Source organism: Aneurinibacillus danicus, from assembly GCF_007991215.1.
In the GTDB taxonomy this organism is placed as follows: Bacteria; Bacillota; Bacilli; order Aneurinibacillales; family Aneurinibacillaceae; genus Aneurinibacillus; species Aneurinibacillus danicus.
Genome location: NZ_BJXX01000098.1, coordinates 1 through 11,887, shown reverse-complemented (window position 1 = coordinate 11,887; position 11,887 = coordinate 1). Strand labels below are relative to the sequence as shown.

The window sequence follows — 11,887 nt, the reverse complement described above, 5'->3', positions numbered from 1 at the left end:
TCATTTATAAAATTCTATTGATATGTTATCCCCCATTCGTTATAAGCGATATTCCCCCACAACCTGCGATCATTGACATTATATCGGTTAATCTCAAACGGAGGAATGGTTAGGCACGGACCTGAAGGACCTACTATTACATCAGCCTTCTCCCAGTAATACTTTTCATTTCGGTACTCATGTTCTGGCACCGGATTTCCGTGCAGCACATATCTGTTAAGTAATTCCACACATATTTCACTGTAGGCGATAGGATCCTGTGAAATCGATGCATCCAATATCCCTTCCTTAATCCATTGATGAGCAAGCGGTTCCCCGTCTATGGTAACGAAGATGATGTGATCCTTATGCTCTGACGTGTATAGCTTTCCTTTTTCTTTCATTGCTTGATAGATGCCGCGTGCCGGTGTTTCAGAAGGAGCATGTATCGCATCAATATACGGATATTTGGCGAGAATATCGATGGTTACATCGTGCATTTTTATAATGTCGCCTCCGGTCGGGATACTAATAAGGGTAATATCCTTATACTTTTTCAACGTCTGCTCAAACCCCTGGCGGCGCAGCTTCCAGGCAATACTGCTTAATTCTCCGTAGCAATTAAGAACATAGCCCCGTGGTTCTCCGTACTTTTTTTCTAAAAGCTTGACTATTTTTTCTGCGGCCATCTGACCGCCTTTGTAATTATCAAATGTTACCGTTATATCGACTTTCCCCGCTGTTACAGGCGTATCAATAACACCGATAAAGATATGCCTGTCTTTTGCATGGTTAAACAACTCGGCCATTCCATGACTGTCAATAGGATCAAGAATAATAGCCTGCTTTCTTTGGGTGACATAGTGTTCGAATTGTTTGCGCTGTTGAACAAAAGATAAGTCGGCTACTAACGCTTCGAAGTTCCATCCCCTTGCATCGGCGGCTCGGTTTAACGCTTCCTGTTGAATGATAAAAAAATAGTAACCGAGACTTTTATTGAGATAGGCGATAGAAACGGCGTCTTCTCTCGTTGCATAACTGCGTTCGCTTGTTTTTTCATTGATCGCACAACCTGCTAACATGTTTCCAAACAAAAATAGAGAAGAGCCTGCCGCTCCTAAGTGTAATGCATGTTTAAGAAACTCTCTGCGGCTCATTTTTTTATCCAATAAAATCTCCCCTCTGCGTAATCTTTTTGAAATAACTGAAATATCAATCTAATTATACTATTTTTTTCATATCTTACACGCTGGCTAACAATACAAAAATAAGCTGAAGCAGAGACTGCTTCAGCTTATTTTTGTATTATTTATGCTGTATTAAATTAAGCATGCCGGGGCACTGCACTGATTTGCGGAACAGTAGCATCTTTGATAAGTTGTTCCAGACGTTCGCGGTGCCGCCACATCTCCTGTTCACTCCAGCCCAGTACCCGGGCCATGTACGTCGTCACCGGCTCTTTCCATTGCCTTACCCAGTTTATATCAAAATACAGAGCGCCGGTACGACGAACGAAATAGTCTTCCGGCGTAGCTGCCATTTCTTCTTCCATCGCATAAACAAGCGAACCGAAGACATCTTTCGGCAGGCCGGATACTGCCGCTTCTTCTCCGCGTTCGCGGATGATTGTATAGATGCGTTCCACATTGGTACCGTAGCGACGAGCCAGGTTTTCCGACGCCTCTGCAGACAAGCCGGAGGCAATGCCTCTTTTCACCTGACTTTGCACAAACGATTCAAAATTAGCCGAACCGCCTATATTACCGCCGGAAAGAGGGATTTTATCGGTCAAGCAGCCCGGATAGGAACCTGCTCCCTCTTCCTTCAACCGTGAAGCCACCAGGTCGACGATGCGCTCCGCCATTTTTCGGTATCCGGTCAGCTTCCCGCCGGCAATCGTCAGGAGCCCGGATTCAGAGATGAAGATTTCATCCTTACGGGATAGCTCTGACGGAGATTTTCCATCTTCGTGGATAAGCGGACGGAGGCCCGCCCAGCTGGACTCTATATCTTTTGCTGTCAGCGCAAGCGTCGGGAACATGAAATTCGCCGCACGGAGAATATAGTCGCGATCTTCTACCGTCATTTTCGGGTTGGCGATATCGCCGTGATAATCCGTATCTGTCGTACCCATATATGTTTTGCCGTCACGCGGGATCGCAAAAACCATGCGGCCGTCCGGCGTATCGAAGTATACGGCCTGGCGAAGCGGGAATCGTTTGCCGTCGATAACTAGATGTACTCCTTTAGTCAAATGCAGGCGTTTGCCTTTTCTTGATCCATCTTTTTCACGGATTTTGTCGACCCACGGTCCAGCAGCGTTCACTACTTTTTTAGCCCGGATCGTATGCTTTTCTCCACTCAGCAGGTCAACAGCCACGATGCCCACCACCCTGCCGTTCTCGTATAAAAGGTCTTCCGCCATCACATAGTTGACCGCCTGGGCGCCGCGGCGCACCGCTTCCTTTATGACTTCAATCGTCAGGCGGGCGTCATCCGTGCGGTATTCTACGTAATATCCGCCGCCTTTGAGCTTATCTGTGCGCAGCAGCGGCTCTTTTTGAAGCGTTTCTGCTTTGCTCAACATGATGCGGCGTTCGTTCTTTCTCACACCGGCAAGCGCATCGTAAATACGCAGACCGATAGATGTGGCAAACTTACCGTATGTGCCACCTTCAATTATCGGCAGAAGCATCCACTCCGGAGTAGTTACATGCGGCGCATTCTCATATACGATGGCACGCTCCTTGCCAACTTCGGCCACAAGCTTGAACTCCATCTGTTTCAGATAACGCAAACCGCCGTGTATCAACTTAGTAGAGCGGCTGGACGTTCCTGCGGCGAAATCCTGCATTTCCACAAGCGCTGTTTTCATGCCGCGCGACTGTGCATCCAGCGCAATGCCGGCACCTGTAATTCCTCCCCCGATGACAAGAACGTCAAACTGCTGTTTTTCTATCTCACGCAAAATCCGCGGACGATTCCCGCTTGCAAACGGTTGGTTCATGTTGCTTCACTCTCCTGATTAAGTATTGTATAAGTACCGTATAACCATTTCGTTTATCTTTTCCCGAAAACAAAAAGACCACAACAAGATCCTCCGTTATTCAAAGGATCTGCTGTGGTCTTCTCCAATTCTCCGACCGATATTAACTTCTAAATTTTGTCGATTTTAGCGTAGCATATTTTACGTTTTATTTCAACTTAAACCCCCTGGCTGCTTCGACGGCTTTCTTCCAGCCTTCGTAAAGCACCGCTCGTTCACTCTCTTCCATCTGAACGCCAAACCGTTTTTCCATCTGCCATTTGGCTGCGATTTCATCACGGCTTTGCCAGAAACCGACAGCAAGTCCCGCCAGATAGGCAGCACCCAATGCAGTCGTCTCGTTAATCGTCGGACGTTCCACCGGCACGCCCAGAATGTCGCTTTGAAATTGCATAAGAAAATCGTTTTTCACCGCGCCGCCATCCACCCGCAATGTCTTCAGCTCAATGCCGGAATCAGCTTCCATGGCAGAGAGCACGTCTTTTGTCTGGTATGCGAGCGATTCGAGCGCGGCACGAATAAAGTGTTCTTTCTCCGTACCGCGCGTCAATCCGAAGATTGCACCGCGCACATCACTGTCCCAGTATGGTGTACCAAGCCCGACAAAGGCGGGCACCATATAGACGCCATTGGTCGACTCCACTCGTGCCGCATACTGTTCGCTGTCGGCTGCCGACTTTAGCATACGCAGACCGTCACGCAACCACTGGATTGCAGAACCGGCAACGAAAATGCTGCCTTCAAGCGCATATTCTACTTTGCCGTCAATTCCCCAGGCGAGCGTCGTCAAAAGGCCATGCTCCGATTTCACCGCTGTCTCTCCAGTATTCATTAACATAAAGCAGCCTGTACCGTACGTATTCTTCGCCATGCCTCTCTCGTAGCAGGCCTGGCCAAACAGAGCCGCCTGCTGATCGCCTGCCGCCCCGGCAATCGGAACACGCTCGCCGAAGAAATGATAAGCCATGGTTTCACCGTATATCTCAGAGGACGGACGCACCTCCGGCAGCATGCTGCGCGGTACATCGAGCATTTTGAGCAATTCGTCGTCCCATTGCTGTTCATAAATATTATACATGAGCGTCCGTGAAGCATTCGAGTAGTCGGTTACATACGCTTTGCCGCCGGACAGTCGCCAGATAAGCCACGTGTCAATCGTACCAAACAGCAGATCTCCTTTTTCAGCTTTCTCCCGTGCTCCCTTTACATTATCCAGAATCCATTTTACTTTCGTTCCAGAGAAATACGCGTCAATCAACAAACCGGTTTTCTCGCGCACGATATCGGAGTAGCCCTGCTCCTTCAATTCTTCACAAATATCTGAGGTCTGACGGGACTGCCAGACAATCGCGTTATACACCGGATTGCCCGTATGCCTGTCCCATACGACCGTTGTTTCCCGCTGATTGGTAATTCCAATGGCCGCAATTTCCTTTGGATTACTATTCGTATTCGAAAGCGCTTCCGCAATTACCGCAAGAATCGAACCCCAAATTTCATTCGCATTATGTTCCACCCAACCGGGCTTCGGGAAGTATTGAGGAAATTCGCGCTGTGCAATGGTTACAATTTCACCCTGTTTGTTGAACAGGATCGCACGGGAACTGGTTGTTCCCTGATCTAAAGCCAACACGTATTTCTTTTCCATAAACAATTACTCCTTTTTTATGAATTTTCCGTCTTTTGTATTCTAAGCAACAAAAAGCAGCTTGTAGAACAAAAACCGATGGCGGGAAGCCCTGTAACTGCCGGATTTAAGTACCGCCAACTACACCGTCGCCCAAAATGAGTAAAAGCATGGTACCTATTATTTCTCCTAAAAACGGTGACATCCTGTGTCCCTCCCCCTGCTTTTTCGATGAAAATACAAAAAATCCACAGCAAACATCCCTATGAAGCATAGGGAAGCACTGTGGATCTCCAGTATCTCCGTCACCATGATTAACTTGTACATCCCTATTACATCGAAAACAGAAAGCACTGTCAACCATTGTTTATTGGAACATTACATCCTCCCCGAACGCAAACCGTCTACTGCTCGAAAGAAAAATGCTTCCAAATCTCACGGCGCGAAGTGGTTACGGCAATCGCTCCGCTGTCGAGCGCCGTCTCCGATTTTTATTGTGCGGTATAAAAGCTTTTCGTGTTTCACACGCTAAGATAAGGGGAGGTGTTAACAATGAGCAAAGAAACAAGCATGTCTGTCGAGCGGGAACAACTGCTCACAGCCTGGCAGCAAGCCCTGCCTGCAACGTTTAAACCAACGGACAAGGTCGAGGTCTACAACGATCCATTGGTTCAAGATGCGCTCCATATTCACATCAACACGGCAGGCCATAACCATTATGAATTCGAATATAGATGCAGATACATCGACCCGCGCGAAGTACAGGTCACACTGCTAAACATTCAGCGCGAAGGCGATACGGTCATCAATCCGACACCGGATATTCGGAATCTCTCTGAAGAGTACATGCGCAATATTCATGAGTGTGCCCAGACTCTCCATCCTCTGACCAACCCATAGTGCAAAGAAGGAAGGAATAAACATGGAAAATAACAACGAAGCAAAGAATGTGGATAAGAACCTTCAAAATGTCGTAAAAGATTTGGATCAGGTTAAAGTAAGTAGTTTTCATGCCCAACAAATCCAGCAGGACACGAATGACCGCCGGCATCAGGATGCGCTTAACCACGACGAATAACCGAAAAAAAACACTACCTGACAGAAGAGAATACTGTCCGGTAGTGTTTTACGTTTCTCCTATAATATTTTCTTTATGAAAATGTCGGAGTTTTCCGCAAGATCGATAACTTTCGGCTGCTTCATCGGACGGTTTACCCGGTTGAAATATACTTTCACAATCGGCTTAATCCCGCTGTTTTTACGGACATTGATGACAACTCCGGTTTCTCCTGTAGATAAGGAGACAAGAGAGCCCAGGGGATAGACGGCGATATTGTTCCAGAATACGTCTACGATTTTCCCGTCAAAGTAGACATTCTTTCCTTCCATCAACCTCTCAAGCGCTTCTTTGGGCAGCTTGCCCTCCATATTGACCATCGTGTCATATTCCTCAACAACAGCCAGAATCCGGCTGCCAAGCGGAATGTCTTTCCCTTTCTTTCCGTGCGGATACCCACTGCCGTCCCATCGTTCATGATGATTGAGTACAATATCAGCTACTGCTTCCGGCATTCCCATCTCTTTTAGGATGTAATAACCGTAGCGTGAATGCTCGGCAAACTGCGCCTTCTGGTAGTTACTAAGCTCCTGTCCTCCACCTCCAATTAAAAACGGCATCTCCCTCAATCCCACATCATGGAGGAATGCCCCCATGCCAAGGCAATACAAGTCTTCGTCCGAGAAATTCATCAATCCGCCAATTAACAGCGACAAGACACCCGTATTGACAATATGGTTATAAAAATCATCGTTATCTAATACACGCAGTTCCATCAATAAGGAGAGAAGATCTTCGTTCGCAAAGATTTGATGCATAATCGGAAGAATGCGCCGAGAGACGTCATACACTTCATCGCTCAAATTCGCTCCCCGGTCATTCGGCGCATATAGCGCCATTCGTTCTTCAGCCATCTGCAGCAATTTTTTCCGCAGCGAATCAATCGGATTCAACATCAGGGTATAACGGTCACTAATGGCAATGGATAGGATGGAGCGTTTCACAAGCGACATGATAATCGCTTCGTTCAATGTCACTCCCGCTTTTACCAACGTTGTCTTCGTGCGCGGACAAACCACATCTTCCTTCACTACCATGCCTGGACGCAATTCACGAACAGGTACACGGTCCATTTTCTTTCCTGCCTTTCTATCCTTAGTGAAATAATCACTGGTTACGTTTAAACTTCCATCTCGATAGCCGACAGTTTTTTATCCTGGGCAATAATATGATTGATAAGCCAATCCAACAGCTCATCCTTCAAAGACTGGGTTACTTCCGGGGTAACTCCCTCGTTTTCAATTTGCAATTTCATCTTAAACATTCGTTTAATAAAAACGGAATGCTGATCGCGGTGCATCTCGAACCCTTCATACAGATGGCGCAGCATTATATTTTCTTCACTCTTAAAGTGATACAATGTATACTGCAGCAAATATTCTACCGTATCTTCCACAAACTCCTCATCATGCGCCTCGACAGCATCCAAAAACATATTCATCCGATCAATCAATTGTTCATGCTGATGGTCGATAAACGGAATGCCTGTCTGCAATTCTTCGGTAAATTCGACTTTTTTTATTTCCATCTCCGCTCCCCCTTATCCGGATTTACCATTTGTAGCGCGAAACTTCTTTCTGCTGAATATCCGCTAATTGCTTGTCACTTACCTGGATATGATTAACCAGCCAGTCTATCAGGTCACACCTTAACTTTTGGATAAGTTCATCTGATAATCCTTCGGAAACAATCGTCTGCTTAACTCTATAAATATTCTTAATGAATCCGGAGTGCTGATCACGGTGTGCGGGGAATCCTTCATACGAGTGTTTAATCATAATTGCTTCTTCCGCGTTGAAATGCTCGATCACGTATTCTGCCAAATAATCCACCGTCTGCAGTGTCACATCAGGGTCCCGTCGGTCTGCTGCAGAAAAAAAATGGCGTATACGGCCAAACAATTCTCGGTGCTGATCATCTACAATGCCAATTCCTGTTTCTAAATCTTCCGTCCACTCTATCTCCATGCCCTATACCTCCTTTTCATTCCCAGTAATTTTTATCCAATTTTTATTTGATTATACTAAAAAACAGTACTATAATCATATGTTTATTTCCTGTTTTTTATATTTTTTTTATTACTTTAAGACTATATAAGTACATTAAAAAAGATTGCTACCATGCTGTTATTAGATAAGCGAGCAAAAGATATGGTATGCTAAAAGAAAAGGAAGGAGATGCCTATGACCAACTTGCAACTCAGTCCAGGCGACCTGGTCACTGCTTCATATAAATCAGGGAATTATATCGGAGAACTCGTGGAGTTATATCCGCCTCGCGTAGCCGTAGTCAAAATTCTCGCCGTACAAAAACATCCAGAGCAGGGAGATCTGCATCACCCGGGTCAGATTAACGTTCCATTGTTCCATCAGCGACGTGCGTTGTCTTATCAGGAAAAGGCATCCGTACCGCTTGCGTCAGTGCGTCCTTATAGCGGAGAAGTACCGGAATACGAAGCATCCCTCCGCAAAGCACTGGAAGAAGAAATCGTCAAGCTGCGGAACGACCCTTCCGAATGGGCACAGCGTTCTTTGACCGAGCTGGAGGCCTTACGCAGCGAATATTTCTAATAATTATGAAGAAACGGAGCCGAACTCCCCGGCTCCGTTTCTTCATAATTATTCCATTTCCTCTTCCCCTTCTTTTTTCACTCGGGTATGCAAAGGTAATCGTCCCGCTTTGCGCACTGCTTCTCGCAGCAGAAATTCTATGTGCGTATTTACGCTCCGAAACTCATCCGCGGCCCAGCCTTCCAACGCTTCATACAGCTTCGGATCTATGCGAAGGAGAAATTTTTTCTTTTGCGACATGGATTAGTATATTGATCCTGAATTAATAACCGGCTGGGCGGAACGTTCGGACACAATGGCTACCATCAAATTATTAATCATAGCCGCCTTTCTTTCCTCGTCTAACTCGAAGCCTTCTCTTTGCAGCTCTTCAATCGCCATCTGCACCATACCAACCGCCCCTTCCACGATGCGTGCCCTGGCAGAAACGATAGCGGAAGCCTGCTGACGCTGCAGCATTGCATTGGCAATTTCCGTGGCATAGGCCAGATGTGTCAGTCGGGCTTCTATTACTTCTACACCGGCTACCGCCAGGCGGGATTGCAGTTCCTGCGCCAGCTCACTTGCAATTTCATCTGTATTTCCGCGCAGAGAATGTCCTTCGTTATCGAAATTATCATACGGATAGCGGCTGGCGACATAACGCAACGCAGTCTCGCTCTGAATCTCAACGAATTGCTCGTAATTGTCCACATCGAACATCGCTTTGGCCGAATCGATCACTTTGAATACGACGACGGCGGCGATTTCAATTGGATTGCCGTCTACATCATTTACTTTTAGCCGTTTGCTGTTGAAGTTGCGCACCTTCAATGAAACTTTGCGACGTACCGCAAACGGAACGCCTAGCCACAATCCACTCCGACGCACAGAACCTAAATAATGACCGAAGAAAATAAGCACCGTCGCCTGGTTAGGCTGTACAATAAATATTCCGCTCGCTGCAACAACAGACAAAAAAATGCACAAAAAGCCCAGGATAGGGCTTTGAACCATAACAAGAAAATAGAGTCCACCAGCAAGCAGCGCCAAAATCAGCAACAGCCCTATAAAACCGTTTATTGCCCACGCCTGCTTCTCGTTCATGTTAGCATCTCCTTTACCCCAAAATATAGATATCATTATGATATCATAATGATATCATCTTTATATTTAATTGTAAATATCATTAGCAAACCACTGATTATGTCATATTTTCTAACAAAAGAATAAAGATAATAGTCTGAAATATGTTATAGTTAAAATCAAAAACAGGGCAGGAGGAAAGGAGAGGTCAGATTGTCTTACAAGGATAGGAAAGTAATTACGATCGGGATTGTCAGCGAACTAACTGGCTTATCGGAAAGGCAAATCCGTTATTATGAAGAAAGAAAACTGATCAGGCCCGAACGCACGCCCGGTGGCACGCGTAAATTCTCCTTCGCTGACGTAGAGAAGCTGGTGCAAATCGCCAATCATATGGAAGACGGTTTGCAAACCTCAGAAATTCGCCGTATGGAACAAAAGGCACTTCGCAAAGATAAAGAGCTGCGCGAACGCATGCTTCGCGGTCAGCTCAATGCCGCTTTCCCGCAACGCAACAAATAAAAAAGACCCTCGCCACTGCTTATCGCAGACCGAGGGTTTCTTTTTGCATTGTCGTTTGGATTCAGCTAATCTTCCTCCTTTGCGCAAATGTCTGGTGGCGATATTTCGCCGCTTCCTCGTCAAACGCATAGGCCGGGAACGAAGGATACCCGAAGTCTATGATGTCTTCCCATACACCGCCCATGTTAAATCCTTTCGTCTGATGCGTACAACCTTTCTCGGCGCAGCATAGTGGACATATCATGTTCATTCTCAGCCTCCGTTTGAGTGGATTTCGTTTTCTCTTTCTGTTTTTACCGTACCGCTTTTTACCCTCATATACAGGGAATTTGTCACATTATATAACGCGCTTTTTGGAAATAAAGATTTTATCCGTCAGATTATATAACGGATTGACTGAGAAGGCTCTGTTTTTCCTGTATGATGAAAATACATCATTTACAGAAGATGAGGGGTTTCCAATGAGACTTGTGCTGCAAATCGGTCTGCTGGCCTTACTGTATCTACTCGGCAGCGCTCTTGCCTCCTACTTTCACCTCCCTCTGCCTGGCAGTATCCTCGGTATGCTGCTTCTTTTCTTCGCACTGCTTCTGGGCGTTTGTAGAATGAGTTGGATAGAAGAGGGAGCCGTACTGCATTTGAAGCATATTACACTCCTGTTTATTCCTCCGATTATCAATGTCGTTCAATACACGGGAATTTTTCGAAAGGAAGGCGCAAAACTTCTTATTGTTTTAGGTATCAGTAGCTTTATCGTTCTTCTCGTCACCGCCTATGCGGCGGAATGGTACGAAAAAATCAAAAGGAGGCATTCGAATGGAGATATGGATGGTTAATACCTCATTTTGTACAGCGATTACTATTCTTAGCTACGTTATCGGATGGAAGGTATTCCACAGGTTCGGAAAATCATGGTTGAATCCCCTCTATACGGTAACCATGCTAATCCTTTGCCTCCTCTCTGTTTTTCCCGTCGAAGTACAGCAGTATGCTGCGGGAACAGATTTGTTTACTTTCCTGCTGGGAACGGCAACCGTATCACTGGCAGTACCGCTCTACAAACAATTACATTCGCTGAAACAATACCTCCCCGTTATTATCGGCGGCGTTTTTATCGGTACGCTTGCCGGCATCCTTTCCGCCTCACTGCTGGCTAAAGGACTGCATTTGAGCAAGGCGATTGTTCTATCACTCATCCCGAAATCGGTGACATTGCCAATTGCAATATCCGTCTCTGATACGCTGGGAGGCGTTCCTTCGCTAACCGTTCTCTTTGTGATTCTGTCTGGTATTCTCTCGCTTACGATAGGGCCTTTCCTGCTTGCACGGCTCGGCATCAAGAGTCGGATAGCCCGCGGATTGGCGCTTGGTACATCCGCACAAGCACTGGGAGCAGGGCGCGCCATGGAATGGGGAGAAACGGAGGGGGCAATGGGAAGCGCAGCAATGAGTATGGCGGCACTTTGTATGGCTTTACTGGCACCTTTTCTGACATTCTTCTCTCTATCCTAAAAAAGCTTGTTAGGGAATCTAACGAATTTGCTTACAATAAAGAGGGGGTCATTATAATAAAGATATCACCATCACACTCAGGTGTATCTCTCTCCTAATAAACTCCCCTCTAATTGCCGCAGCGTCCGCTCTCCGACGCCGCGGCCTTTTTTATGGGATAGAAAAGATCGGCAATAATCTTCCTCCTCGAAATACCCGGATGTTTTGCCGATCCGACCGAAAAGTCCGGCCAACCGTTCTTCGATTTGCAGTTCCGTTAGCTTCATTCATCTACCTGCTTTCCTTCATTCTGTATTCTTAGGCGCGCTGCTCTGTCGAATCGGAAGCGCTCAGCAAAGCCATGCCGTTCCCAATCAGTTCTTTGTTTTCCGCTTTCTCCGCCAACTTTTCCAACTGCCCACGCAGACAGCGATTCCACTCGGGTAGAATGTTTTTGTCTGTAATTAGGG

Annotated in this window: 16 protein-coding genes; 6 read left to right on the top strand and 10 right to left on the bottom strand. The window is 46.3% G+C overall.

Annotated elements, in window-relative coordinates:
- Nucleotides 1-14: 14 nt before the first annotated feature.
- From ADA01nite_RS11105 to glpK, 3 genes are all read right to left on the bottom strand, one after another.
- Nucleotides 15-1,148: a sugar ABC transporter substrate-binding protein gene (locus tag ADA01nite_RS11105; protein WP_146810038.1), complete on the bottom strand. Its 1,134-nt coding sequence runs from the start codon at nucleotides 1,146-1,148 to the stop codon at nucleotides 15-17.
- A gap of 155 nt (nucleotides 1,149-1,303) precedes the next feature.
- Entirely contained in the window at nucleotides 1,304-2,986 is a 1,683-nt protein-coding gene (locus ADA01nite_RS11100) for a glycerol-3-phosphate dehydrogenase/oxidase (protein WP_146810037.1), read from the bottom strand.
- A gap of 187 nt (nucleotides 2,987-3,173) precedes the next feature.
- Nucleotides 3,174-4,673: a glycerol kinase GlpK gene (gene glpK / locus ADA01nite_RS11095; RefSeq protein WP_146810036.1), complete on the bottom strand. Its 1,500-nt coding sequence runs from the start codon at nucleotides 4,671-4,673 to the stop codon at nucleotides 3,174-3,176.
- 522 nt (nucleotides 4,674-5,195) lie between these two features.
- Between glpK and ADA01nite_RS11085 the strand changes: the two genes are divergently transcribed.
- Both ADA01nite_RS11085 and ADA01nite_RS22045 read left to right on the top strand, forming a co-directional pair.
- On the top strand, nucleotides 5,196-5,552 hold the full coding sequence (locus ADA01nite_RS11085) for a hypothetical protein (RefSeq protein ID WP_146810035.1): 357 nt from the start codon (nucleotides 5,196-5,198) through the stop codon (nucleotides 5,550-5,552).
- 22 nt (nucleotides 5,553-5,574) lie between these two features.
- Nucleotides 5,575-5,730, top strand: a complete 156-nt coding sequence (locus tag ADA01nite_RS22045) for a hypothetical protein (protein ID WP_170230237.1) — start codon at nucleotides 5,575-5,577, stop codon at nucleotides 5,728-5,730.
- Between the two features lie 59 nt (nucleotides 5,731-5,789).
- Here ADA01nite_RS22045 and ADA01nite_RS11080 read toward each other — a convergent pair whose 3' ends face one another.
- Genes ADA01nite_RS11080 through ADA01nite_RS11070 form a run of 3 tightly spaced genes read right to left on the bottom strand, consistent with a single transcriptional unit; the run spans nucleotide 5,790 to nucleotide 7,736 of the window.
- The gene (locus ADA01nite_RS11080) at nucleotides 5,790-6,842 is read right to left on the bottom strand and encodes an HD-GYP domain-containing protein (RefSeq protein WP_146810034.1); all 1,053 of its coding nucleotides are present in this window, start codon (nucleotides 6,840-6,842) and stop codon (nucleotides 5,790-5,792) included.
- A 47-nt stretch (nucleotides 6,843-6,889) separates the two neighbouring features.
- A complete protein-coding gene (locus ADA01nite_RS11075; protein ID WP_146810033.1) occupies nucleotides 6,890-7,297 on the bottom strand; it encodes a bacteriohemerythrin in 408 nt (135 codons plus the stop codon).
- A 22-nt stretch (nucleotides 7,298-7,319) separates the two neighbouring features.
- Entirely contained in the window at nucleotides 7,320-7,736 is a 417-nt protein-coding gene (locus ADA01nite_RS11070) for a bacteriohemerythrin (RefSeq protein WP_146810032.1), read from the bottom strand.
- 216 nt (nucleotides 7,737-7,952) lie between these two features.
- Here ADA01nite_RS11070 and kapB point away from each other — a divergent pair, with 216 nt between their 5' ends.
- On the top strand, nucleotides 7,953-8,339 hold the full coding sequence (gene kapB, locus ADA01nite_RS11065; protein WP_146810031.1) for a kinase-associated lipoprotein KapB: 387 nt from the start codon (nucleotides 7,953-7,955) through the stop codon (nucleotides 8,337-8,339).
- 48 nt (nucleotides 8,340-8,387) lie between these two features.
- Here the strand turns inward: kapB and ADA01nite_RS11060 are convergent, their stop codons facing one another.
- Nucleotides 8,388-8,579 carry a type II toxin-antitoxin system antitoxin gene (locus ADA01nite_RS11060; protein ID WP_146810030.1) on the bottom strand — a complete coding sequence of 64 codons (192 nt, stop codon included), beginning with the start codon at nucleotides 8,577-8,579 and terminating at the stop codon, nucleotides 8,388-8,390.
- Between the two features lie 3 nt (nucleotides 8,580-8,582).
- A complete protein-coding gene (locus ADA01nite_RS11055) occupies nucleotides 8,583-9,425 on the bottom strand; it encodes an SPFH domain-containing protein (protein ID WP_146810029.1) in 843 nt (280 codons plus the stop codon).
- Between the two features lie 192 nt (nucleotides 9,426-9,617).
- On the opposite strand from ADA01nite_RS11055, the gene ADA01nite_RS11050 reads away from it, so the two are divergent.
- Entirely contained in the window at nucleotides 9,618-9,926 is a 309-nt protein-coding gene (locus ADA01nite_RS11050; protein WP_146810028.1) for a MerR family transcriptional regulator, read from the top strand.
- A 61-nt stretch (nucleotides 9,927-9,987) separates the two neighbouring features.
- Here ADA01nite_RS11050 and ADA01nite_RS11045 read toward each other — a convergent pair whose 3' ends face one another.
- A complete protein-coding gene (locus tag ADA01nite_RS11045; protein ID WP_146810027.1) occupies nucleotides 9,988-10,176 on the bottom strand; it encodes a hypothetical protein in 189 nt (62 codons plus the stop codon).
- Between the two features lie 211 nt (nucleotides 10,177-10,387).
- On the opposite strand from ADA01nite_RS11045, the gene ADA01nite_RS22040 reads away from it, so the two are divergent.
- Together ADA01nite_RS22040 and ADA01nite_RS11035 are read left to right on the top strand one after the other, a co-directional pair.
- A complete protein-coding gene (locus ADA01nite_RS22040; protein WP_170230236.1) occupies nucleotides 10,388-10,762 on the top strand; it encodes a CidA/LrgA family protein in 375 nt (124 codons plus the stop codon).
- Nucleotides 10,743-11,438 (top strand): LrgB family protein, encoded by a 696-nt coding sequence (locus ADA01nite_RS11035; protein ID WP_170230235.1) that lies wholly within the window; start codon nucleotides 10,743-10,745, stop codon nucleotides 11,436-11,438. Before ADA01nite_RS22040 ends, ADA01nite_RS11035 begins: the two co-directional genes overlap by 20 nt.
- A gap of 77 nt (nucleotides 11,439-11,515) precedes the next feature.
- On the opposite strand, the gene ADA01nite_RS11030 is transcribed toward ADA01nite_RS11035, so the two are convergent.
- Entirely contained in the window at nucleotides 11,516-11,704 is a 189-nt protein-coding gene (locus tag ADA01nite_RS11030; protein ID WP_146810024.1) for a hypothetical protein, read from the bottom strand.
- Between the last annotated feature and the right edge of the window lie 183 nt (nucleotides 11,705-11,887).

Bases quoted from the DNA above. Each gene is read 5' to 3' on its own strand.
- ADA01nite_RS11100 (WP_146810037.1), bottom strand. From the start codon at position 2,986: ATGAACCAACCGTTTGCAAGCGGGAATCGTCCGCGGATTTTGCGTGAG.
- glpK (WP_146810036.1), bottom strand. From the start codon at position 4,673: ATGGAAAAGAAATACGTGTTGGCTTTAGATCAGGGAACAACCAGTTCC.
- ADA01nite_RS22045 (WP_170230237.1), top strand. From the start codon at position 5,575: ATGGAAAATAACAACGAAGCAAAGAATGTGGATAAGAACCTTCAAAAT.
- ADA01nite_RS11080 (WP_146810034.1), bottom strand. From the start codon at position 6,842: ATGGACCGTGTACCTGTTCGTGAATTGCGTCCAGGCATGGTAGTGAAG.
- ADA01nite_RS11075 (WP_146810033.1), bottom strand. From the start codon at position 7,297: ATGGAAATAAAAAAAGTCGAATTTACCGAAGAATTGCAGACAGGCATT.
- ADA01nite_RS11070 (WP_146810032.1), bottom strand. From the start codon at position 7,736: ATGGAGATAGAGTGGACGGAAGATTTAGAAACAGGAATTGGCATTGTA.
- kapB (WP_146810031.1), top strand. From the start codon at position 7,953: ATGACCAACTTGCAACTCAGTCCAGGCGACCTGGTCACTGCTTCATAT.
- ADA01nite_RS11060 (WP_146810030.1), bottom strand. From the start codon at position 8,579: ATGTCGCAAAAGAAAAAATTTCTCCTTCGCATAGATCCGAAGCTGTAT.
- ADA01nite_RS11055 (WP_146810029.1), bottom strand. From the start codon at position 9,425: ATGAACGAGAAGCAGGCGTGGGCAATAAACGGTTTTATAGGGCTGTTG.
- ADA01nite_RS11045 (WP_146810027.1), bottom strand. From the start codon at position 10,176: ATGAACATGATATGTCCACTATGCTGCGCCGAGAAAGGTTGTACGCAT.
- ADA01nite_RS22040 (WP_170230236.1), top strand. From the start codon at position 10,388: ATGAGACTTGTGCTGCAAATCGGTCTGCTGGCCTTACTGTATCTACTC.
- ADA01nite_RS11035 (WP_170230235.1), top strand. From the start codon at position 10,743: ATGGAGATATGGATGGTTAATACCTCATTTTGTACAGCGATTACTATT.
- ADA01nite_RS11030 (WP_146810024.1), bottom strand. From the start codon at position 11,704: ATGAAGCTAACGGAACTGCAAATCGAAGAACGGTTGGCCGGACTTTTC.